General features: G+C 62.8%; 19 protein-coding genes and 1 pseudogene. 9 read left to right on the forward strand and 11 right to left on the reverse strand.

Going from position 1 to position 19,994, the window contains the following annotated elements:
• Positions 1-14 precede the first annotated feature (14 nt).
• From nagE to AO268_RS06275, 7 genes are all read right to left on the reverse strand, one after another.
• Positions 15-1,712, reverse strand: coding sequence for an N-acetylglucosamine-specific PTS transporter subunit IIBC (nagE, locus tag AO268_RS06245; protein ID WP_099168186.1), 1,698 nt, complete (start codon positions 1,710-1,712; stop codon positions 15-17).
• A 26-nt stretch (positions 1,713-1,738) separates the two neighbouring features.
• Positions 1,739-4,249: a phosphoenolpyruvate--protein phosphotransferase gene (gene ptsP / locus AO268_RS06250; protein WP_099168187.1), complete on the reverse strand. Its 2,511-nt coding sequence runs from the start codon at positions 4,247-4,249 to the stop codon at positions 1,739-1,741.
• A gap of 36 nt (positions 4,250-4,285) precedes the next feature.
• Positions 4,286-5,296, reverse strand: coding sequence for an SIS domain-containing protein (locus AO268_RS06255; RefSeq protein WP_076962099.1), 1,011 nt, complete (start codon positions 5,294-5,296; stop codon positions 4,286-4,288).
• Positions 5,289-6,395: an N-acetylglucosamine-6-phosphate deacetylase gene (gene nagA / locus AO268_RS06260; RefSeq protein ID WP_099168188.1), complete on the reverse strand. Its 1,107-nt coding sequence runs from the start codon at positions 6,393-6,395 to the stop codon at positions 5,289-5,291. Before nagA ends, AO268_RS06255 begins: the two co-directional genes overlap by 8 nt.
• A 9-nt stretch (positions 6,396-6,404) precedes the next feature.
• A complete protein-coding gene (locus AO268_RS06265) occupies positions 6,405-7,163 on the reverse strand; it encodes a GntR family transcriptional regulator (protein WP_076962101.1) in 759 nt (252 codons plus the stop codon).
• A gap of 261 nt (positions 7,164-7,424) precedes the next feature.
• On the reverse strand, positions 7,425-7,928 hold the full coding sequence (locus AO268_RS06270; protein ID WP_076962102.1) for a L,D-transpeptidase family protein: 504 nt from the start codon (positions 7,926-7,928) through the stop codon (positions 7,425-7,427).
• Between the two features lie 23 nt (positions 7,929-7,951).
• Positions 7,952-8,500, reverse strand: a complete 549-nt coding sequence (locus tag AO268_RS06275) for an NUDIX hydrolase (RefSeq protein WP_076962103.1) — start codon at positions 8,498-8,500, stop codon at positions 7,952-7,954.
• A gap of 146 nt (positions 8,501-8,646) precedes the next feature.
• On the opposite strand from AO268_RS06275, the gene AO268_RS06280 reads away from it, so the two are divergent.
• The 5 genes from AO268_RS06280 (at position 8,647) to purT (ending at position 11,884) form a co-directional block, all read left to right on the forward strand.
• Positions 8,647-9,249, forward strand: coding sequence for a CoA pyrophosphatase (locus tag AO268_RS06280; protein WP_029296164.1), 603 nt, complete (start codon positions 8,647-8,649; stop codon positions 9,247-9,249).
• A gap of 36 nt (positions 9,250-9,285) precedes the next feature.
• On the forward strand, positions 9,286-9,810 hold the full coding sequence (locus AO268_RS06285) for a gamma carbonic anhydrase family protein (protein WP_076962104.1): 525 nt from the start codon (positions 9,286-9,288) through the stop codon (positions 9,808-9,810).
• Positions 9,807-10,022 (forward strand): DUF1289 domain-containing protein, encoded by a 216-nt coding sequence (locus AO268_RS06290; RefSeq protein ID WP_057437987.1) that lies wholly within the window; start codon positions 9,807-9,809, stop codon positions 10,020-10,022. The genes AO268_RS06285 and AO268_RS06290 overlap by 4 nt, the downstream gene beginning before the upstream one ends.
• 143 nt (positions 10,023-10,165) lie before the next feature.
• On the forward strand, positions 10,166-10,633 hold the full coding sequence (locus AO268_RS06295) for a VUT family protein (RefSeq protein WP_099168189.1): 468 nt from the start codon (positions 10,166-10,168) through the stop codon (positions 10,631-10,633).
• 69 nt (positions 10,634-10,702) lie between these two features.
• Positions 10,703-11,884: a formate-dependent phosphoribosylglycinamide formyltransferase gene (purT, locus tag AO268_RS06300; RefSeq protein ID WP_076962107.1), complete on the forward strand. Its 1,182-nt coding sequence runs from the start codon at positions 10,703-10,705 to the stop codon at positions 11,882-11,884.
• A gap of 78 nt (positions 11,885-11,962) precedes the next feature.
• Here the strand turns inward: purT and AO268_RS06305 are convergent.
• The 4 genes and pseudogenes from AO268_RS06305 to AO268_RS06320 form a co-directional block, all read right to left on the reverse strand.
• Positions 11,963-12,733, reverse strand: a pseudogene (locus AO268_RS06305) (MFS transporter); the annotation flags it as partial.
• 114 nt (positions 12,734-12,847) lie between these two features.
• A complete protein-coding gene (locus AO268_RS06310; protein WP_099168190.1) occupies positions 12,848-14,158 on the reverse strand; it encodes an MFS transporter in 1,311 nt (436 codons plus the stop codon).
• Between the two features lie 345 nt (positions 14,159-14,503).
• Positions 14,504-15,742 carry a transporter associated domain-containing protein gene (locus AO268_RS06315; protein WP_099168191.1) on the reverse strand — a complete coding sequence of 413 codons (1,239 nt, stop codon included), beginning with the start codon at positions 15,740-15,742 and terminating at the stop codon, positions 14,504-14,506.
• A 12-nt stretch (positions 15,743-15,754) separates the two neighbouring features.
• Positions 15,755-16,567 (reverse strand): cytochrome C assembly family protein, encoded by an 813-nt coding sequence (locus AO268_RS06320; protein WP_029296177.1) that lies wholly within the window; start codon positions 16,565-16,567, stop codon positions 15,755-15,757.
• 234 nt (positions 16,568-16,801) lie between these two features.
• On the opposite strand from AO268_RS06320, the gene ffh reads away from it, so the two are divergent.
• From ffh to trmD, 4 genes are all read left to right on the forward strand, one after another.
• On the forward strand, positions 16,802-18,178 hold the full coding sequence (gene ffh, locus AO268_RS06325) for a signal recognition particle protein (RefSeq protein ID WP_076962110.1): 1,377 nt from the start codon (positions 16,802-16,804) through the stop codon (positions 18,176-18,178).
• Positions 18,179-18,428: 250 nt separating this feature from the next.
• Entirely contained in the window at positions 18,429-18,680 is a 252-nt protein-coding gene (gene rpsP, locus AO268_RS06330; RefSeq protein ID WP_003175899.1) for a 30S ribosomal protein S16, read from the forward strand.
• Positions 18,681-18,685: 5 nt separating this feature from the next.
• On the forward strand, positions 18,686-19,222 hold the full coding sequence (gene rimM, locus AO268_RS06335; protein WP_099168192.1) for a ribosome maturation factor RimM: 537 nt from the start codon (positions 18,686-18,688) through the stop codon (positions 19,220-19,222).
• Positions 19,204-19,977 carry a tRNA (guanosine(37)-N1)-methyltransferase TrmD gene (gene trmD / locus AO268_RS06340; RefSeq protein ID WP_154220461.1) on the forward strand — a complete coding sequence of 258 codons (774 nt, stop codon included), beginning with the start codon at positions 19,204-19,206 and terminating at the stop codon, positions 19,975-19,977. Before rimM ends, trmD begins: the two co-directional genes overlap by 19 nt.
• Positions 19,978-19,994 lie beyond the last annotated feature (17 nt).

The raw sequence follows: 19,994 nt of genomic DNA on the forward strand, positions 1-19,994 counted from the left end.
GAGCGTGGGGACGATCAGGCGTCGATCGGGCGGCTAACCAAGCGCTCCAGTGCTTGACCCATCCCCGCCGCCTTGTCGCCCATCAACAGGTGCCAGACACCGTTATCCAGCCGGCTCATGCCTTGGCAACCGAGCGCGGTCAGCTGGGCTTCAGACACCGCCGAGTCATCCCCCAGTTGCACACGCAACCGTGTTATCGCCACCGCTTCCAGCCGGTGGACATTCCCTCGGCCGCCCAAGGCACTCAGCCATTGCTCGGCTTCTTGCACATTCACCGTCACGGGCTTATCCACCGGCGCAACCGCCGCAGGCGCAGTGGCCACAAACGACGGCATGGCCAGGCGAATCTCATCGGCAATGCTGTCGGCCATCGGCCCCACCACCACCTGCAAGCTGCCGCCATTGCCGGGGCGGACCACGGCCATCGCCCCCAGGGCCTTGAGCTCGGCGTCCACGGCCTTGTTGCGGTCCACCATGTCCAGGCGCAGGCGCGTGGTGCAGGCGCCGATGCTGAGCAGGTTGTCGGCACCGCCCAGGGCCCGGATATAGGCGGCGGCGCGCTGGTTGTCGGTCAGGGCCTCGCTCTGCACCACCTGGATATCTTCACGCCCGGGGGTCTTGAGGTTGAAGCGCCGGATGCAGTAGTTGAACACGCTGTAGTAGATCACTGCGTAAGCCAGGCCCACCGGGAACACCAGCCAGCCATTGGTGGACTTGCCCCAGCCCAGCACCATGTCGATGAATCCCCCGGAGAAGGTAAAGCCCAAGTGGATATTCAGCAGGTTGGTGACCGCCATCGACAGGCCGGTGAGCAGCGCATGCAGCAGGTACAGGAATGGCGCGAGGAACATGAAGGCGAATTCGATCGGCTCGGTGACCCCGGTCAGGAACGAGGTCAGGGCCATCGACAGGAAGATCCCGCCCATGATCTTGCGCCGTTCCGGCAGGGCGTTGCGGTACATCGCCAGGCACGCGGCAGGCAGGCCGAACAGCATCACCGGGAACATGCCGGTCATGAACTGGCCGCCTTTGGGGTCGCCGGCAAAGTAGCGGGTCAGATCGCCGGTGACCACCGCGCCGGTGGCCGGGTCGGTGAAGCTGCCGAACACAAACCAGGCCATGTTGTTGAGGATATGGTGCAGGCCGGTGACGATCAGCAAGCGGTTGAACACGCCGAACACAAAGGCGCCCAGGCTGCCGCTTTCCATCAGCAGCACGCCGAAGCTATTGATGCCGTGCTGTACCGGCGGCCAGATCAGCCCGAAGATCACCCCCAGGCCCACCGCCGAAAACCCGGTGACAATCGGCACAAAGCGTCGCCCGCCAAAGAACGCCAGGTACTCCGGCAACTTGATGTCCTTGAAGCGGTTATACAGCGCCCCGGCCATCAGCCCGCTGACGATCCCGGCGAGCATGCCCATGTTGATGGTGCTGTCCATCACCTTGAGCGTAGAGACCATCACCAGGTAGCCAATGGCCCCGGCCAGCCCGGCCGTGCCGTTGTTGTCGCGGGCAAAACCCACGGCGATGCCGATGGCGAAGATCAGCGCCAGGTTGGCGAAGATCGCTTGCCCGGCGTCGTGCATGACGGCGATGTTCAGCAGGTCGGTGTCACCCAGGCGCAGCAGCAGGCCGGCAATCGGCAGGATGGCGATGGGCAGCATCAGCGCACGGCCCAGGCGTTGCAGGCCTTCGATAAACAGTTGGTACATGGCGAGTCTCCTTTTTCTTGTTGTTGTCAGCTCAACGGCCAGTGCTGTTGACAGGCTTGGCGCACGGCCCTGGCGCTGCTCAGGTTGAGCAGGCCCTGGCTCAGTTGTCGGCATTGCGCGGCGTCCAGGTGGCGCACGCGGTCTTTGATTTCGGCAATTTGCGGCGGGCTGACGGACAGCTCCAGCACCCCCAGGCCGACCAGTACGGGAGTAGCCAGCGGGTCAGAGGCCAGGGCGCCACACACGCCGACCCAGCGCCCGTGTTTGGCCGCCCCGGCGCAGGTCTGGGCGATCAGGCGCAGCAGCGCCGGGTGCAGGGCATCGACCCGCGCGGCCAGGCCGGCGTGGTCGCGGTCCATGGCCAGGGTGTACTGGGACAGGTCATTGGTGCCGATCGACAAAAAGTCCGCATGCTCGGCCAGTTGCTCGGCCAGCAGCGCAGCGGCCGGCACTTCGATCATCACTCCCAGTTCCGGGCGCTGGGTCAGTTCCAGTTCGGCGCACAGCTCATCGAGGCGCTGGCGGATATGCAGCAACTCGTCGACTTCACTGACCATCGGCAACAGGATCCGGCAGCGTTGCAACGGGCTGACCTGCAACAGGGCGCGCAGCTGCTGGTCGAGCAGTTCCGGGCGCACCTGGGCCAGGCGAATGCCGCGCAGGCCCAGCACCGGGTTGGCCTCGGCGGGCAGGGGCAGGTAGTCGAGCTGCTTGTCGCCGCCCACATCAATGGTGCGGATGATCACGGACTTATCACCCATGGCATCCAGGACGGCTTGATAGGCCTGGCGCTGTTCCTGCTCATCGGGTGCGGTGCGGCGGTCGACAAACAGAAATTCGGTGCGCAACAGGCCCACGCCATCGGCGCCGTTTGCAAAGGCAAGCTGCGCCTCGCTGCTGGAGGCGACATTCGCCGCCACTTCAATGCTCACGCCATCGAGGGTATTGGCGGCGGCCAGGGCCAGGGCCTGTTGCTGCTGGCGGCGCAGCCGTTGCGCGTCACGGAACTGATGGACCTGGGCGTGCCGTGCCTCATCCGGCATGAGTTCCAGGCGCCCATTGCTGGCGTCCAGCACCACCCGTTGGCCTTGGGGCACATCCAGGACTTCACTGCCCAGGGCGACCACACAGGGCAAGCCTTTGCCCCGCGCCAGGATTGCCACATGGGAGGTGGCGCCGCCTTCGGCCATGCAGATGCCGGCCGCGTCTTGCGCGCTCAATTGCAGCAGGTCCGAGGGGGTCAGTTCATGGGCGACGACAATCGCGCCCGCAGGCAATTCAAGCTGCCAGGCCTCACCCAGCAGGGCGCGCAACACCCGTTGCTGTAAATCCCGCAGGTCGTTGGCGCGTTCGGCAAACAACGGCTTGCCCAAGCCCAGCAACACCGCGCATTGGGCCTGGATCGCATCGCGCCAGGCGTGGGTGGCGGCGCTGCCTTGCTCGATGGCGCCGGTGGCGGCTTCCAGCAGGGTCGGGTCTTCCAGCAGTGCCAGGTGGGCGGCGAAGATCTCTTCTTCCTCCACGGCCTTGCGCTGGCGGGCGTGGTCCAGGGTGTTGCGGATTTCGCCGCGTACCTGTTCCAACGCACTGTCCAGGCGCTGCAATTGCTCATCGCGCCCATGGTTGCCCGGGTCTTGCGGCAATTCGATGGTATTGAGGCGCAACAGCGGCCCGCAGACCAGCCCGGGAGCGGCACACACGCCCTGCAAGACGCCCGCTTCGCTATGGAGCGGGCGCGCAGCGACGATCACCGGGGCCTGCACGTGTTCGCCGGGGGTGACCGACAGGGCCGCGACCAGTGCCTGCAACGCCGCGTCGCAATCCTTGCCCTGGCAGGTGACCTGTACCTCGTCCTGCTCACCAATGCCCAGCCCCATCAGGCCGATCAGGCTGGCGCACGACGCCGATTTGCCGGCGAAATGCAGCTGCGACTGGCTGCTGAAACCCTGGGCGGTCTTGCGGATCAGGGCTGCGGGGCGCGCATGCAGGCCGCCGCGATGGGTGATACGCACGCTGGCGCTGGCATGGGCCTGGGAGTGGTCGGACACAGGCTGCACGGCGGCAGGCTGACGCGCGACGATGCGCAACAGGGCTTCACCGACCTTGACCGTATTGACGGCCATCGGGCGCAACTCGAACTGCTCGCCATTGGTGAGGATGATCAGGCTGACCAGGCTTTTGCACTGGCGGGCGATGCGGTCCAGGTCAAAGCGCACCAGGGGCTGCCCATTGCTGACCCGCGCACCTTGCTTGACCAGCAAGGCAAAGCCTTCGCCTTGCAGTTGCACAGTGTCGATGCCCACGTGCAGCAGCACCTCGGCGCCATTGTCGGCACGGATCGTCAGGGCGTGGCCGGTACGGGCGACATGGATCACCACACCGGCGCACGGCGCATGCAGGCAGTCGTTGAGGGGGTCGATGGCAATCCCGTCGCCCATGGCGCCACTGGCGAACACCTCGTCAGGCACGTTGCCCAGGGTCAGCACCGGTCCGCTGAGGGGGGCGCTGAGGGTGAGGTCATTATTATTGTCGGGCATGGGCACGGTACTCATCAGGAAACGACAGAAATCAACTCAGTGGGTGCGGGTGACTTTGCTCAGGTGGCGGGGCTGGTCCGGGTCCATGCCCCGGGCCTGGGCCAGGCCTGCAGCCATCACGTAGAAGCTCTGGATCGCCAGGATCGGGTCCAGGGCCGGGTGTTCGGCGCGGCTGAGGGTCAGGTCGCGTTCGGCAATATCGTCGGGCGCGGCCAGCAGCACCCGGGCCCCGCGTTGGCGCATCTCCGTGGCCAGGCTCAGCAGGCCCGGCTGTTCGGCGCCACGCGGGGCGAATACCAGCAACGGGTAGTTGTCATCGATCAGCGCCATCGGCCCGTGGCGCACTTCGGCGCTGCTGAAGGCTTCGGCCTGGATCGCCGAGGTCTCCTTGAGCTTGAGCGCGGCTTCCTGGGCGATGGCAAACCCGGCGCCACGGCCGATGACCATCAGGCGCTGGCAATCGCGCAGGGCGTCGATGGCCAGGCTCCAGTCCTGGGTCGCCGCTTCGCGCAGGCCGGCGGGCAGGGCGTGGCAGGCTTCGAGCAGGCCGTCTTCCTGGTTCCAGTGCCCGACCAACTGGGCGCTGGCGCTCAAGGTGGCGATAAAGCTCTTGGTCGCGGCCACGCTGCGTTCGGGGCCGGCGCACAGCGGCACATGGAATTCGCAGGCGGCTTCCAGGGGCGAATCTTCGGCATTGACCATCGACACACTCAAGGCCCCGCGCTTGCGCAGCAGGCGCAGGCTGTTGACCAGGTCCGGGCTTTGCCCCGACTGGGAGAAGCCGAAGGCCACCTGGCCGCTGACTTTCAGCGGCGCCTGCGCCAGGGTCACCACCGACATCGGCAGCGACGCCACGGGCACGCCCACGTGCTGCATGGTCAGGTAGGCGAAATAGCTGGCGGCGTGGTCCGAACTGCCACGGGCCACGGTCATCGCCACTTGCGGCGGCTGGCGGCGCAGGCGCCCGGCGACCTCGGCCAGCAGCGGGCCAAGGCATTGCAATTGGGCCGCGACGGCCTCACAGGAGGACAGGGCCTCTTCAAGCATTTTTGAAGTCAATGGTTTCTCCTTCGACCATTACGTCGGTGAGGTGCAGGGAGCGGTCCAGGCGCACGCAGTCGGCAAAGCTGCCGGGGTGCAGGCGGCCGCGTTGTTCCAGGCCCAGGTAATCCGCAGGAAATTGCGACAGGCGCTGTGAGGCTTCGCTGATGGGCAGGCCGATTTTCACCAGGTTGCGCAGCGCCTGATCCATGGTCAGGGTGCTGCCGGCCAGGGTGCCGTCGGCCAGGCGTACGCCGCCCAGGCATTTGGTCACGGTGTGGCTACCCAGCTTGTATTCGCCGTCGGGCATGCCGGCGGCGGCGGTGGAGTCGGTGACGCAGTACAGGCAGGGAATCGAACGCAAGGCCACGCGCATGGCACCGGGGTGCACGTGCAGCAGGTCCGGGATCAGTTCCGCGTAGGTCGCGTGGGCCAGCGCGGCACCGACGATGCCCGGTTCGCGGTGATGCAGCGGGCTCATGGCGTTGTACAAGTGGGTGAAGCTGGTGGCGCCGGCCGCCAGGGCGGCGACGCCTTCCTCATAGCTGCCCAGGGTGTGGCCGATCTGCATGCGCACACCGCGCTGGCTGAGGGCGCGGATCAGGCCGTCATGCCCGGCGATTTCCGGGGCAATGGTGATCACCCGGATCGGCGCCAGGCCCAGGTATTGCTCGACCTCGGCCATCAAGGCGGTGTGGGCGAAGTTGGGCTGTGCGCCGAGTTTTCCCGGATTGATATAGGGTCCTTCCAGATGCACCCCCAGTACCCGGGCGCTGCCGGCCGGGCGCTGTTCGCAGAACTGGCCGAGTTCGCCGAGTACGCGGGAGATTTCCTCGACCGGCGCAGTCATGGTGGTGGCCAGCAGCGAGGTGGTGCCGAAGCGCACATGGGTGCGGGTGATGGTCTCGAAGGCGCTGCTGCCTTCCATGATGTCCTTGCCGCCGCCGCCGTGCACATGCAGGTCGATAAAACCCGGCAGCAGGTAGGGCAGGTCATTGTCGGCCGGGTCGCAAGGCACGCCTTCGACGGCTGTCACCTTGCCTTCGTGGTGCACCAGGCGGCCGCGGATCCAGCCGTGGGGCGTGAGGATATTGTCTTCGGACATGGCAGTTCTCTAGGGCCGCAGCTCGGCGGCAAAGTCATAGCGACGCAGCTCTGCGACAAAGTCGTAGTAGTCGTTGCGGCAGTAGGTGTCGGTGATCTCGATCGGCGTGTTGTCGGCGGTGTAGCCGACCCGGGTCATCAGCAGCATGGCGGTGCCAGGGGCGATGCCCACCAGGGCGGCGAATTCGTCCGAGGCGTTGATGGCCTGGATGTGTTGCAGGGCCCGCACCACCGGTTTGCCGATGCCTTCGAGGTATTCGTAGAGCGAGCTGCCGATGGCCTGGGGGTTGGGAATGATCGAGGCGGGCAGGGTGCTCATTTCAATGGCCATCACGGTGTCATCTGCCTTGCGCAGACGCTTGAGCCGCGCCACTTTGGCGGTGGGCGACAGGCACAGGCGGATCAGCTCCTCATGGGTCGGCGGGGTGATTTCCCGCTCCAGCCATTGGGAGCTGGGCACAAAGCCTTTGAGCCGCAGCATCTCGCTGAACCCCGAAAGGCGCGACAACGGCTGCTCCAGGCGCGGCGTGATAAAGGTGCCGGAGCCCTGGTTGCGACGGATCAGGCCTTGGGCAAACAACACTTCCAGCGCTTTACGGGCCGTCACCCGGGAAATGCTCAACTGCTCGCTGAGCGCGCGCTCGGAGGGCAGGGCCTGCTCGGATTTCCACTGGCCGGCATGGATCGCCGCTTCCAGGCTGCGGGCCAATTGCAGGTACAGCGGGGTGGATTGCTTGTCGTCGGGGCGCAGGGCCTGGATAGGATTCATCTGTGGGTTTCCGATGCGGTTATTGGAGTGTTGTCGCCCGGTAATGGCCGGAAATTAATACCACTTAAATACCATGTCAATGCCGCCAAAAGCGTGCGGAGCCGGGTTTTACGGGGCTTTTTCAGGGGGTGGTATCAAGTGGTATTAGAGAGGTCTTGGTCGAGCGCAGAAATGCACAGCCCCTGCCGATGAAATGGTATTCACCGGCAGGGGCTGGAGGGGGGATAGGTTTTTTTTGAATTATTTTACGAACGGTCGCGGTTACGGGCGGATCTCGATCATCGTGCCGTCCTTGACCAGGTTCCACACTTCGCGCATGTCGACATTGCGCATGCCGATGCAGCCGTCGGTCCAGTCCAGGGTATGGAGCCACTGTTCCGGGTATTCCTCACTGTCTGGCGTGCCGTGGATCATGATCATGCTGCCGGGCTTGACCCCTTCGCGACGGGCGCGGGCAGCATCGCTGATATTGGGGTAGGAGATATGCATGGACAGGTTGAAGCGATCGCTGGTCTTGCGCCAGTCGATCCAGTAGAAGCCTTCCGGGGTGCGGCGGTCGCCTTCGATCAGTTTGTGGCCCTTGGGGTTCTTGCCCAGGGAGATGCGGTAGGTCTTCAGCGGTTTGCCATCGTTGATCAGTTGCAACTGATGGGCGGACTTGAGCACCAGGATCTTCTCGACGGTTTTACCGCCCAGGGTTTGCAGGGAGGTAGCGCACGACAGCGTGGCGAACGACAGGCAGAGCAGAGCAAGCAACCAACGCATTGCAGCGATATTCCTTTCGATTGTTATTGTGCCGGGTGAGTCAAGGGTGGCACCGATTCGCTGCGCACGGGAAACACCTGTTGCCGACGGTCGGCGAAAAAGCATTCTAAGGTACGCCTGACCGTGCGAAAAGCCAGCTCGGACCAAGGGATGTCCGCTTCATCGAATAGTCTGACTTCCAGGCTCTCGGGGCCGGCGGCAAAGTCCAGGTCGATCAGTTCGGCGCGGTAGAAGATATGCACCTGGCTGATGTGCGGGACGTCGATCAGCGTGTAGATCGTCAGGTTGCGCACCCTGGCGCAGGCTTCTTCCAGGGTTTCGCGCAAGGCGCCCTGTTCCACGGTCTCGCCGTTCTCCATAAAGCCCGCCGGCAGGGTCCAGTAGCCCAGGCGCGGCTCGATGGCACGCCGGCACAGCAGCACCTGGTTGCCCCAGACGGGCAGGGTGCCAGCAACGATATTGGGATTCTGGTAGTGAATGGTCTGACAGTGGTCACACACATAACGCAGGCGCGCGTCGCCTTCGGGAATGCGCTGGGTGACCGGTTTACCGCACTGGCTGCAGAAATTCATGCTTGGGTTCCTGGGGACTGCGCCTATCTTGGCGTGCAGGGCAGTGGCCTGCAAGTTGTCGTTTAGCGACACCGCCGGGGTTTTGGGGTTGGGCACCCGTACGCTTTGGTGCATGATGCAAGGTAGCCAACAGATCGAGATGACTCATGCTGGACGAGCTACTTCGCCGGGTAAGCAATCACACGCCACGCACGCTGGAAACTGACGGCCGTTTCCCCGAGGCCGCCGTGCTGGTGCCGATTACCCGTAGTGACGAACCCGAGCTGATCCTGACCCTGCGTGCCAGCGGCCTGTCGACCCATGGCGGCGAAGTGGCGTTCCCGGGGGGGCGCCGCGACCCCGAAGACCCGGACCTGGTGTTCACCGCGCTGCGCGAGGCCGAAGAAGAAATCGGCCTGCCACCGGGCCTGGTGGAAGTGATCGGGCCCTTGAGCCCTCTGATTTCCCTGCACGGCATCCGCGTGACCCCGTATGTGGGGGTGATCCCCGATTACGTCGAATACCTGGCCAACGATGCCGAGATTGCCGCCGTATTCAGCGTGCCCCTGGAGTTTTTCCGCCAGGACCCGCGCGAGCATACCCACCGTATCGATTACCAGGGCCGCAGTTGGTATGTGCCCAGCTATCGCTTTGGTGAATACAAGATCTGGGGCCTGACGGCGATCATGATCGTCGAGTTGATCAACCTGCTCTATGACGATGCCGACATCAGCCTGCACCGTCCGCCGAAAAGCTTTATCAATACTTAAAGCCATCGTTTGAATGGCAAGCCGTGAGGGAAGACCATGAAATACCGCCTGGGCGATGCCCGCGTCGAGACCCATCCCCACAGCTGGGTGGCCCCCAATGCCACGCTGGTGGGCAAGGTCAAGCTGGAGGAGGGCGCCAACGTCTGGTTCAACGCGGTGTTGCGTGGCGACAACGAACTGATCCTGATCGGCAAGAACAGCAACGTGCAGGACGGTAGCGTGATGCACACCGACATGGGCTACCCGCTGACCCTGGGCACGGGGGTGACGGTGGGGCATAACGCCATGCTGCATGGCTGCACCGTCGGCGACTACAGCCTGGTTGGCATTAATGCGGTGATTCTCAACGGTGCAAAAATCGGCCGGCACTGCATCATTGGCGCCAACTCGTTGATCGGCGAGGGCAAGGAAATCCCTGATGGCTCGCTGGTGATGGGCTCGCCGGGCAAGGTGGTGCGGGAATTGACCGAGCAACAGAAAAGAATGCTGGAGGCCAGTGCTGCGCACTATGTGCATAACTCGCAGCGCTATGCCCGTGACCTGGCCGAGCAGTCGGAATGAACCCGGTTGAACGCCCCGTCGCCTCGCCCTGTGTGAGCATTTGTGCGCTGGATGACGACGATATCTGCACCGGTTGCCAGCGTAATGTCGATGAAATCACCCGTTGGAGCCGCATGGACAACGCCGAGCGCCGGGTGGTGCTGGGGTTGTGTCATGAGCGGGCGAAGGCCAGTGGGGTGTTGTGGATGATTCCTGGAAAATCCGGCGCCTGAAAGGGCGCTATCGCAGGCAAGCCAGCTCCCACCTTGGAATGCATTTCAACAGGTGGGAGCTGGCTTGCCTGCGATGAGGCCCCTCCAGACGACATCCCTTTAATTGTGTACCCTGTGCGCATTACCCACAGGTCCCTCGCCCCATGCTCTTCCTGATTGCCTATATCAGCAGTGTCGTGCTGATCAACTTCGCCTTTTCCACCGCCCCGCACCTGGATGTCATCTGGTCCGCCTGGGGTGGTCTGGTGTTTATCCTGCGGGACATGGTGCAAACGCGCTTCGGCCACGGGGCGATTATCGCCATGCTCGCGGCGCTGGTGCTGTCCTATCTCACCTCCGACCCGTCCATCGCCCTGGCCAGCGCCACGGCGTTCGCGGTCTCCGAGTGCATCGACTGGTTGGTCTTCAGCATCACCAAGCGCCCGTTGCACGACCGGCTGTGGATCAGCTCGGCACTGAGCATTCCCCTGGATACCTTTATCTTTTTTGGCCTGATCGGTGCGTTGACGCCGGCTGTGGTCGGCACCGCCCTGGCCTCGAAATTTGCCGGGGTTACGGTGGTGTGGCTGGTCATGGCCTGGCGTTTGCGGCGCCAGCGTGTCGCCAACTGAGGCCAATGCGTGCCGTTCATGTAAAATGCCGGCCTTTCTCCCCCTGATCCGCTCCCCTGAGGACCTGAGATGACCCGAATCGGAACTCCATTGTCGCCAACCGCGACCCGCGTATTGATGTGTGGCTGCGGTGAGCTGGGCAAGGAAGTGGTAATCGAACTGCAACGCCTGGGCGTTGAAGTGATTGCCGTGGATCGCTACGCCAACGCGCCGGCCATGCAGGTGGCGCATCGCAGCCACGTGATCAACATGCTCGACGGCGCGGCCCTGCGTGCGGTGATCGAGGCGGAAAAACCGCACTTCATCGTCCCGGAAATCGAAGCCATCGCCACCGGCACCCTGGTGGAGCTGGAAGCTGAAGGCTTTACCGTGATCCCCACTGCCCGCGCGGCGCTGTTGACCATGAACCGTGAAGGCATCCGCCGCCTGGCCGCGGAAGAGCTGGACCTGCCGACTTCGCCGTACCACTTCGCCGACACCGTGGAAGACTATCGCAAGGCCGTCGAAGACCTGGGCTTCCCCTGCGTGGTCAAGCCGGTGATGAGTTCGTCGGGCAAGGGCCAAAGCCTGTTGCGTAGCGTCGATGACGTGCAGAAAGCCTGGGACTACGCTCAGGAAGGCGGGCGTGCCGGCAAGGGCCGGGTGATCATTGAAGGGTTTATCGACTTTGATTACGAAATCACCCTGCTGACCGTGCGTCACGTGGGTGGCACCACCTTCTGCGCGCCTGTGGGCCATCGTCAGGAGAAGGGCGACTACCAGGAATCCTGGCAGCCCCAGGCTATGAGCCCGGCGGCCCTGGCCGAATCCGAGCGCGTGGCCAAGGCTGTGACCGAGGCCCTGGGTGGCCGAGGCCTGTTTGGGGTCGAGCTGTTTATCAAGGGCGACCAGGTGTGGTTCAGCGAAGTCTCGCCGCGCCCCCACGACACCGGGCTGGTGACCTTGATTTCCCAGGACTTGTCGCAGTTTGCCCTGCACGCACGGGCGATCCTGGGCTTGCCGATCCCATTGATCCGCCAGTTCGGGCCTTCGGCTTCGGCGGTGATCCTGGTGGAAGGGCAGTCGACCCAGACCGCATTCGCCAACCTCGGCGCGGCCCTGAGCGAGCCGGACACGGCATTGCGTCTGTTCGGCAAGCCAGAAGTGAATGGCCAGCGCCGCATGGGCGTGGCGCTGGCGCGGGATGAGTCGATCGAGGCTGCCCGGGCCAAGGCGACCCGTGCTTCCCAGGCGGTGGTTGTAGAGCTGTAAAAGCATCGCGGGCAAGCCCGCTCCCACATTTGGAATGCGTTCCAATGTGGGAGCTGGCTTGCCTGCGATAGCGATCTATCAGGCGACACGATTCAAATCGTTATCCCGCGTCTCTTTCAGGCACAGCACCGCAATCAAGCTGAGCAACGCTGCCGCCGACACATACCCGCCGACATAACTGAGCCCACCCATCGCCACCAGTTTGGTCGCGAAAAACGGTGCGGCCGAAGCGCCAACGATCCCGCCCAGGTTATACGCCGCCGAAGCCCCGGTATAACGCACGCGTGTGGGGAACAATTCCGGTAACAACGCCCCCATCGGCGCAAAGGTCACGCCCATCAGGAACAGTTCCAGGCACAGGAACAGCGCCACCGCCCAGGTCGAGCCGTGGGTCAGCAACGGTTCCATGGTGAAGCCTGAAAGAATCGCCAGCACCGCACCGACGATCAGCACCGGCTTGCGCCCATAACGGTCACTGGCCAGGGCTGCCAGCGGCGTGGCCGCGCCCATGAACAGCACGGCAAAGCACAGCAGGGCGAGGAAGGTTTCGCGGCTGTAGCCCAGGGTGCTCACGCCGTAACTCAGGGAAAACGCCGTGGTGATATAGAACAGCGCATAGCACACCACCATCGCCGCCGCGCCCAGCAGCACCTGCAACCAATGCTGGCTGAACAGCTCCACCAGCGGCACTTTCACCGGTTTTTCCTTGGCCACGGCGTTGGCGAACACCGGGGGTTCATGCAGTTTGAGGCGCGCATACAGGCCCACCATCACCAGCGCGGCGCTGAGCAGGAACGGAATGCGCCAGCCCCAGCTGCGGAATTGCTCATCGTCCAGGTTCATCGCCAGGATTGATCGTTCCCACGCTCTGCGTGGGAACGCCTCTTGTGACGCTCTGCGTCATGCTTCGGACGCAAAGCGTCCTGGGCTGCATTCCCACGCGGAGCGTGGGAACGAGTGTGGTCAGGCGACTTTGTTCAAATCGTTATCCCGCGTCTCTTTCAGGCACAGCACTGCAATCAAGCTGAGCAACGCTGCCGCCGACACATATCCGCCGACATAACTGAGCCCACCCATCGCCACCAGTTTGGTCGCGAAAAACGGTGCGGCCGAAGCCCCGACAATCCTGCCCAGGTTATACGCCGCCGAAGCCCCGGTATAACGCACGCGTGTGGGGAACAATTCCGGTAACAACGCCCCCATCGGCGCAAAGGTCACGCCCATCAGGAACAGTTCCAGGCACAGGAACAGCGCCACCGCCCAGGTCGAGCCGTGGGTCAGCAACGGTTCCATGGTGAAGCCCGAAAGAATCGCCAGCACCGCACCGACGATCAGCACCGGTTTGCGCCCATACCGGTCACTGGCCAGGGCTGCCAGCGGGGTGGCCGCGCCCATGAACAGCACGGCGAAGCACAGCAGGGCGAGGAAGGTTTCGCGGCTGTAGCCCAGGGTGCTCACGCCGTAGCTCAGGGAAAACGCCGTGGTGATATAGAACAGTGCATAACACACCACCATCGCTGCCGCGCCGAGCAGTACCTGCAACCAATGCTGGCTGAACAGCTCCACCAGCGGCACTTTCACCGGTTTTTCCTTGGCCACGGCGTTGGCGAACACCGGGGTTTCATGCAGTTTGAGGCGCGCATACAGGCCCACCATCACCAGCGCGGCGCTGAGCAGGAACGGAATGCGCCAGCCCCAGCTGCGAAATTGCTCATCGTCCAGGTTCATCGCCAGGATCAGGAACAGCCCGTTGGCCGCCAAAAAGCCAATGGAAGGCCCCAACTGCGGGAACATGCCGAACCAGGCGCGCTTGCCCTTGGGCGCGTTCTCGGTGGCCAGCAGTGCGGCGCCGCCCCATTCCCCGCCCAGGCCCAGGCCCTGGCCGAAACGCAATACACACAACAGGATCGGGGCCCACGCGCCGATGCTGTCGTAACCCGGCAACAGGCCGATCAGGGTGGTGCACACGCCCATCAGCAGCAATGAAGCCACCAGTGTCGACTTGCGCCCGATGCGGTCACCAAAATGGCCGAACAGCGCCGAGCCCAAGGGCCGGGCGATAAACGCGATACCGAAGGTCAGGAACGCCGCCAGCATTTGCGCGGTGCCGGAACTCTGGGGGAAGAACACCGGGCCGATCACCAGCGCGGCGGCCGTGGCGTAGATATAGAAGTCGTAGAACTCGATGGCGGTGCCGATGATGCTCGCGGTGGCGACGCGGCTGGTCGAGTTGGTCGGGGCGGCGGGAGCGGCCTCGTTATAGGTGGTGCTCATTGAGGTATCCCTGATGGTCATTGCGCCTTTGGCGCGGATTATTATTGGTCTTGCACCCATGGATCAGGGCAGTGCGCGGCGTCGGCTCGGGATGGGAGCGTACCGGTCAGACACGGTGTTGCAGTGCCTGGACACGCTCAGTGCGGATAGCACGCGGTCGGGCGGGGGGCTTGGGTAAGCTTGATCGATTATAGGAAGGCGCACGCGCTGCAAACAAGGGCTGAAGCGCGGTCTTTGGGGCTGCAAAGATCAAATGTGGGAGCGGGCTTGCTCGCGATGACGGTGTGTCAGTCAGAGTTGCATTAACTGACCCACCGCTATCCCCACACAAGTGGGCTCTTACATTTAGGTAGCAATCGGCGCTGAGCCGACATGCCAGATCAATACCTTGCTCACCCGGTTGTCCTCAGTCTCGAGGATTTCCAGGCGATAACGGCCGATCTTCAGGCACACCGCGCAATCGGGAATGCTCTCCAGGGCTTCGGTCACCAGGCCGTTGAGGGTCTTGGGGCCGTCGCTGGGCAGGTGCCAGCCCAGGTACTTGTTCAGTTCGCGGATCGACACGGCACCGTCAATCACATAGCGCCCGTCTGGCTGGGGCTGGATCAGCGGGTTGTCCAGGCTCTGTTCGCTCTCGAATTCGCCGACGATCTCTTCCAGGATATCTTCCAGGGTGACGATACCCAGCACTTCGCCGTATTCGTCCACCACCATGCCCAGGCGGCGCTGCTGCTTGTGGAAATTCAGCAATTGCAGTTGCAGCGGCGTGCTTTCCGGGACGAAGTACGGCTCGTGGCAGGCCGCGAGCAGGGCGTCTTTGGTCAGGCTGGCGTCGGGCAGCAGGTGCTGGATCTGCCGGGTGTTGAGCACCGCCTCGACCTGGTTGATATCGCTGTGGAACACCGGCAGCCGCGTGCGCTGGGAGCTGCGCAGGTGTTCGATGATCTCCTCGATAGGGTCGTCGAGGTTGATGCCATCGACTTCGCTGCGCGGCACCAGGATGTCATTGACGGTGATGTTGTCCAGGGCGTGGATGCCCGGCATGCCCGGCATAGGGTCGTCACGCTCGTCCGTTGCCTGCTGGTCGGGGTGGTCGGGCTGTGGCTCGTCGCTTTTCTTCACGACCCCGGACTTGCGCGCGAACGGGCGCAGCAACAGCAGGCTGAGGCCGTTGAGCAACCAGGCCAGGGGATAGAGGATCTTCAGCGGCACCCCCAGCAGCGTATTGCCAAACCCCAGCACCGCTTGCGGATAGCGGGTGGCGAGGGTGCGCGGCAGGTAGTCGGCCAGTACCAGCAACAGCCCGCTGGAGACCAGCCAGCCTAGCCAGGGGCCGTTTTCGGCCCAGGCATAGATCGCCAGCAGGGTGCACAGAATCACCACCACCGCGCGGCACAGGGTGTTGCACAGGATCAGGCTGTTGCGCGGGAAGTTGAGGCGGGCGGCGGCCTTGTCGCCCTGACGTGTACCGGGGCGCAGGGCCAGCAAATGGTGCTGGGCCGCTTCGATGGCGGTAAACAGCGCCGACCACAAGACCAGCAGCGCGACGACCGCGAGCATCGGCTCAAGGGGCAAGTTGTCCATAATGGCTGCCCGTCAGATATGCAGGATGAATTCGCGAACCAGCTTGCTGCCGAAATACGCCAGCATCAGCAGGCAGAAACCGGCCAGGGTCCAGCGGATTGCCTTGTGCCCACGCCAGCCCAGGCGATTGCGGCCCCACAGCAGTACGCTGAACACCACCCAGGCCAGGCATGCCAGCAGGGTCTTGTGTACCAGGTGCTGGGCGAACAGGTTCTCGACAAACAGCCAGCCGGAGATCAGCGACAGCGACAGCAGCGTCCAGCCGGCCCAGAGAAAGCCGAACAGCAGGCTTTCCATGGTCTGCAACGGCGGGAAGTTCTTGATCAGCCCGGAAGGGTGCTTGTGCTTGAGTTGGTGGTCCTGCAACAGCAGCAGCAAAGCCTGGAACACGGCGATGGTAAACATGCCGTAGGCCAGGATCGACAACAGGATATGGGCGAGGATGCCCGGCTCCTCGTCGATCACCTGCACCGTGCCGGTGGGGGCAAATTGCGCCAGCAGCACCGTGAGCATCCCCAGGGGGAAGAGCAGCAACAGCAGGTTCTCCACCGGGATCCGTGCGCAGGCGAGCAGCGTCAAGGCGATGACCGCGGCGGCAATCAGGCTGGCGGCGCTGAAAAAGTCCAGGCCCAGGCCCACCGGCGTCATCAGATGGGTGAACAGGCTGGCGGCGTGGGCCAGCAAGGCGAGCACGCCAAGCCCAGCCAGCAGGCGTTTGTCCGCCCTGGCGCGCTGGGCCAGGCGGGTGCCCTGATAGAGGGTCGCAGCGGCATACAAGAGTGCGGCGGCGAGACTGGGTAGCAAACTGGGTGACAAAGGGAGCATAAATCCTGTTAGGCAAGCCCGAAAGCCGATGAGTTTGGCACACACCTGCGTTCCACGAAAGACCACCGGGCCAGACAGCGGGTGTGCACGGCGGCAGTCTTCGCTATAATCCGCGACCTGCCCACGCCGCAGGCTCGCCGAGCGCTGTTTTTAATAGCGATTTATCACAGCCTGGGCCGCCATTACCTCGGTCTACCGATGCACTTCGATGAATAGGGCCTGAAAGGATCGCGCATGTTTGAAAACTTGACTGACCGTCTCTCGCAGACGCTGCGCCATGTCACCGGCAAGGCCAAGCTGACCGAGGACAATATTAAAGACACCCTGCGCGAAGTGCGCATGGCGTTGCTCGAAGCCGACGTTGCCTTGCCTGTGGTCAAGGATTTCGTCAACTCGGTCAAAGAGCGTGCGGTCGGCACGGAAGTGTCCCGCAGCCTGACGCCGGGCCAGGCCTTTGTGAAGGTCGTGCAGGCCGAACTCGAAAGCCTGATGGGCGCGGCCAACGAAGACCTGAACCTCAGTGCCGTACCACCGGCCGTGGTGCTGATGGCCGGTCTGCAAGGTGCGGGCAAGACCACCACCGCTGCCAAGCTGGCGCGCTTCCTTAAAGAGCGCAAGAAAAAATCCGTGATGGTGGTGTCGGCCGACGTGTACCGTCCGGCCGCGATCAAGCAGCTGGAAATGCTCGCCGGTGAAGTGGGCGTGACCTTCTTTCCGTCCGACCTGAGCCAGAAGCCGGTCGACATCGCCAACGCAGCCATTAAAGAAGCCAAGCTCAAGTTTATCGACGTGGTGATCGTCGATACCGCCGGTCGCCTGCACATCGATGAAGAGATGATGGGCGAGATCAAGGCGTTGCATGCCGCGATCAACCCGGTAGAAACCCTGTTCGTGGTCGACGCCATGACCGGCCAGGATGCGGCGAACACCGCCAAGGCCTTTGGTGATGCCCTGCCGTTGACCGGCGTGATCCTGACCAAGGTCGACGGTGATGCCCGTGGCGGTGCCGCATTGTCGGTGCGTGCCATTACCGGCAAGCCGATCAAGTTCATCGGTATGGGCGAGAAGACCGAAGCGCTCGAGCCGTTCCATCCTGAGCGGATTGCCTCGCGGATCCTCGGCATGGGCGACGTGCTCAGCCTGATCGAGCAGGCCGAGCAGACCCTCGACAAGGACAAGGCCGACAAACTGGCCAAGAAGCTGAAGAAGGGCAAGGGCTTCGACCTCGAAGACTTCCGTGACCAGCTGCAACAGATGAAGAATATGGGCGGCCTCGGCGGCCTGATGGACAAGTTGCCGAACATCGGCGGTGTGAACCTGGCGCAAATGGGCAATGCCCAGGGCGCGGCAGAGAAGCAGTTCAAGCAGATGGAAGCCATCATCAACTCCATGACCCCGGCCGAGCGCCGCGACCCTGAACTGATCAGCGGTTCGCGCAAACGTCGGATCGCCATGGGTTCCGGCACCCAGGTGCAGGACATCGGGCGCTTGATCAAGCAGCACAAGCAGATGCAAAAGATGATGAAGAAATTCTCGGCCAAAGGCGGCATGGCCAAAATGATGCGCGGCATGGGTGGCATGATGCCCGGTCGTGGCATGCCGAAGATGTAAAGAATTCGCGCAGGGGCTTGCTCTTGCGCAGACCCACAGGGATGTGGGATCTCCAGCAAACCCGCCGTTGGCGGGAGCTGACTCGCCGTTTTAACCGACGGCTCTCTAGCAGATCTGAATGGCACGCGGTCAGGCGCCGGAAAAAGACATTTGCAAAAGTCGGGATATTCCTTAGAATATGCGGCCTTTCGGGCACCCATGCCCGCTGTGCATTTAGATTTGCAGCACCGACTACAGGAACGATGTTCACATGCTAACAATCCGTCTTGCCCTTGGCGGCTCCAAAAAGCGCCCGTTTTACCACTTGACCGTAACCGACAGCCGCAACCCGCGTGACGGTTCGCACAAGGAACAGGTTGGTTTCTTCAACCCTGTTGCTCGTGGTCAAGAAGTTCGTCTGTCCGTGAACCAAGAGCGCGTAGCCTACTGGCTGAGCGTGGGTGCACAGCCATCCGAGCGTGTTGCCAAGTTGTTGAAGGACTCGGCTAAGGCCGCAGCCTGAGCAATATGAACGCGACGCCAACTGTTGCTGATGATTTGATCGTTATCGGCAAGATTTACTCTGTTCATGGCGTTCGCGGCGAAGTGAAGGTGTATTCCTTTACTGATCCGACTGAAAACCTGTTGCAGTACAAGACCTGGACGCTCAAGCGCGAAGGGAGTGTGAAACAGGTCGAGCTGGTCAGTGGACGCGGGAACGACAAGTTCCTGGTCGCAAAGCTCAAGGGTCTCGATGATCGTGAAGAAGCGCGTCTTCTGGCCGGTTATGAGATCTGCGTGCCGCGCAACCTGTTCCCTGAATTGACCGACGGCGAGTACTACTGGTACCAGCTGGAAGGTCTGAAGGTCATTGATCAACTCGGGCAATTGCTCGGGAAAATCGATCATCTTCTGGAAACCGGCGCCAATGATGTAATGGTGGTCAAGCCTTGCGCTGGCAGCCTGGATGATCGCGAACGCCTGTTGCCCTATACCGAGCAATGCGTGTTGGCCGTCGACCTGGCCGCGGGCGAGATGAAGGTGGAATGGGATGCGGACTTCTAAGCGTGGCTAATTTGCGCGTTGAAGTGATCAGTTTGTTTCCCGAGATGTTTTCCGCCATCAGCGAGTACGGCATCACCAGTCGGGCGGTGAAACAGGGGCTCTTGCAGCTCACTTGTTGGAACCCGCGAGACTACACGACGGATCGACATCACACTGTGGACGATCGCCCATTTGGCGGTGGCCCGGGCATGGTGATGAAGATCAAGCCCCTGGAAGACGCCCTGGTTCAGGCCAAGGCAGCAGCCGGGGAGAAGGCGAAGGTCATTTACCTGTCCCCTCAAGGCCGCCAGCTTAATCAGTCGGCGGTACGCGGGTTGGCGAGTCAGGAAGCATTAATCCTGATTGCCGGTCGCTATGAAGGCATTGACGAGCGTTTTATTGAAGCTCATGTCGATGAAGAGTGGTCGATTGGGGACTATGTCCTGTCTGGCGGTGAACTGCCGGCGATGGTCCTGATAGATGCGGTTACACGACTGCTGCCTGGAGCTTTAGGGCATGCGGACTCCGCGGAGGAAGATTCCTTCACGGATGGTTTGCTGGATTGCCCGCACTACACCCGACCGGAGGTGTATGCGGATCAGCGTGTTCCCGACGTATTGCTAAGTGGCAATCACGCACACATCCGGCGTTGGCGTTTACAGCAGTCCCTTGGTCGGACCTATGAACGACGCGCCGATCTTCTGGAAAGCCGCTCGCTTTCTGGAGAAGAGAAGAAGCTGCTCGAGGAATACATCCTCGCGCGGGACGATAGTTAACAACGTATCGATGGTAG

The sequence above is a fragment of the Pseudomonas sp. ICMP 8385 genome, from assembly GCF_002699915.1.
Lineage (GTDB): Bacteria > Pseudomonadota > Gammaproteobacteria > Pseudomonadales > Pseudomonadaceae > Aquipseudomonas > Aquipseudomonas gessardii.

Bases quoted from the DNA above. Each gene is read 5' to 3' on its own strand.
- nagA (WP_099168188.1), bottom strand. From the start codon at position 6,395: ATGTCCGAAGACAATATCCTCACGCCCCACGGCTGGATCCGCGGCCGC.
- AO268_RS06270 (WP_076962102.1), bottom strand. From the start codon at position 7,928: ATGCGTTGGTTGCTTGCTCTGCTCTGCCTGTCGTTCGCCACGCTGTCG.
- AO268_RS06265 (WP_076962101.1), bottom strand. From the start codon at position 7,163: ATGAATCCTATCCAGGCCCTGCGCCCCGACGACAAGCAATCCACCCCG.
- AO268_RS06315 (WP_099168191.1), bottom strand. From the start codon at position 15,742: ATGGACAACTTGCCCCTTGAGCCGATGCTCGCGGTCGTCGCGCTGCTG.
- ffh (WP_076962110.1), top strand. From the start codon at position 16,802: ATGTTTGAAAACTTGACTGACCGTCTCTCGCAGACGCTGCGCCATGTC.
- AO268_RS06285 (WP_076962104.1), top strand. From the start codon at position 9,286: ATGAAATACCGCCTGGGCGATGCCCGCGTCGAGACCCATCCCCACAGC.
- AO268_RS06290 (WP_057437987.1), top strand. From the start codon at position 9,807: ATGAACCCGGTTGAACGCCCCGTCGCCTCGCCCTGTGTGAGCATTTGT.
- AO268_RS06280 (WP_029296164.1), top strand. From the start codon at position 8,647: ATGCTGGACGAGCTACTTCGCCGGGTAAGCAATCACACGCCACGCACG.
- rpsP (WP_003175899.1), top strand. From the start codon at position 18,429: ATGCTAACAATCCGTCTTGCCCTTGGCGGCTCCAAAAAGCGCCCGTTT.
- nagE (WP_099168186.1), bottom strand. From the start codon at position 1,712: ATGTACCAACTGTTTATCGAAGGCCTGCAACGCCTGGGCCGTGCGCTG.
- ptsP (WP_099168187.1), bottom strand. From the start codon at position 4,249: ATGCCCGACAATAATAATGACCTCACCCTCAGCGCCCCCCTCAGCGGA.
- AO268_RS06275 (WP_076962103.1), bottom strand. From the start codon at position 8,500: ATGAATTTCTGCAGCCAGTGCGGTAAACCGGTCACCCAGCGCATTCCC.
- rimM (WP_099168192.1), top strand. From the start codon at position 18,686: ATGAACGCGACGCCAACTGTTGCTGATGATTTGATCGTTATCGGCAAG.
- AO268_RS06310 (WP_099168190.1), bottom strand. From the start codon at position 14,158: ATGAGCACCACCTATAACGAGGCCGCTCCCGCCGCCCCGACCAACTCG.
- purT (WP_076962107.1), top strand. From the start codon at position 10,703: ATGACCCGAATCGGAACTCCATTGTCGCCAACCGCGACCCGCGTATTG.
- trmD (WP_154220461.1), top strand. From the start codon at position 19,204: ATGGGATGCGGACTTCTAAGCGTGGCTAATTTGCGCGTTGAAGTGATC.
- AO268_RS06255 (WP_076962099.1), bottom strand. From the start codon at position 5,296: ATGCTTGAAGAGGCCCTGTCCTCCTGTGAGGCCGTCGCGGCCCAATTG.
- AO268_RS06295 (WP_099168189.1), top strand. From the start codon at position 10,166: ATGCTCTTCCTGATTGCCTATATCAGCAGTGTCGTGCTGATCAACTTC.
- AO268_RS06320 (WP_029296177.1), bottom strand. From the start codon at position 16,567: ATGCTCCCTTTGTCACCCAGTTTGCTACCCAGTCTCGCCGCCGCACTC.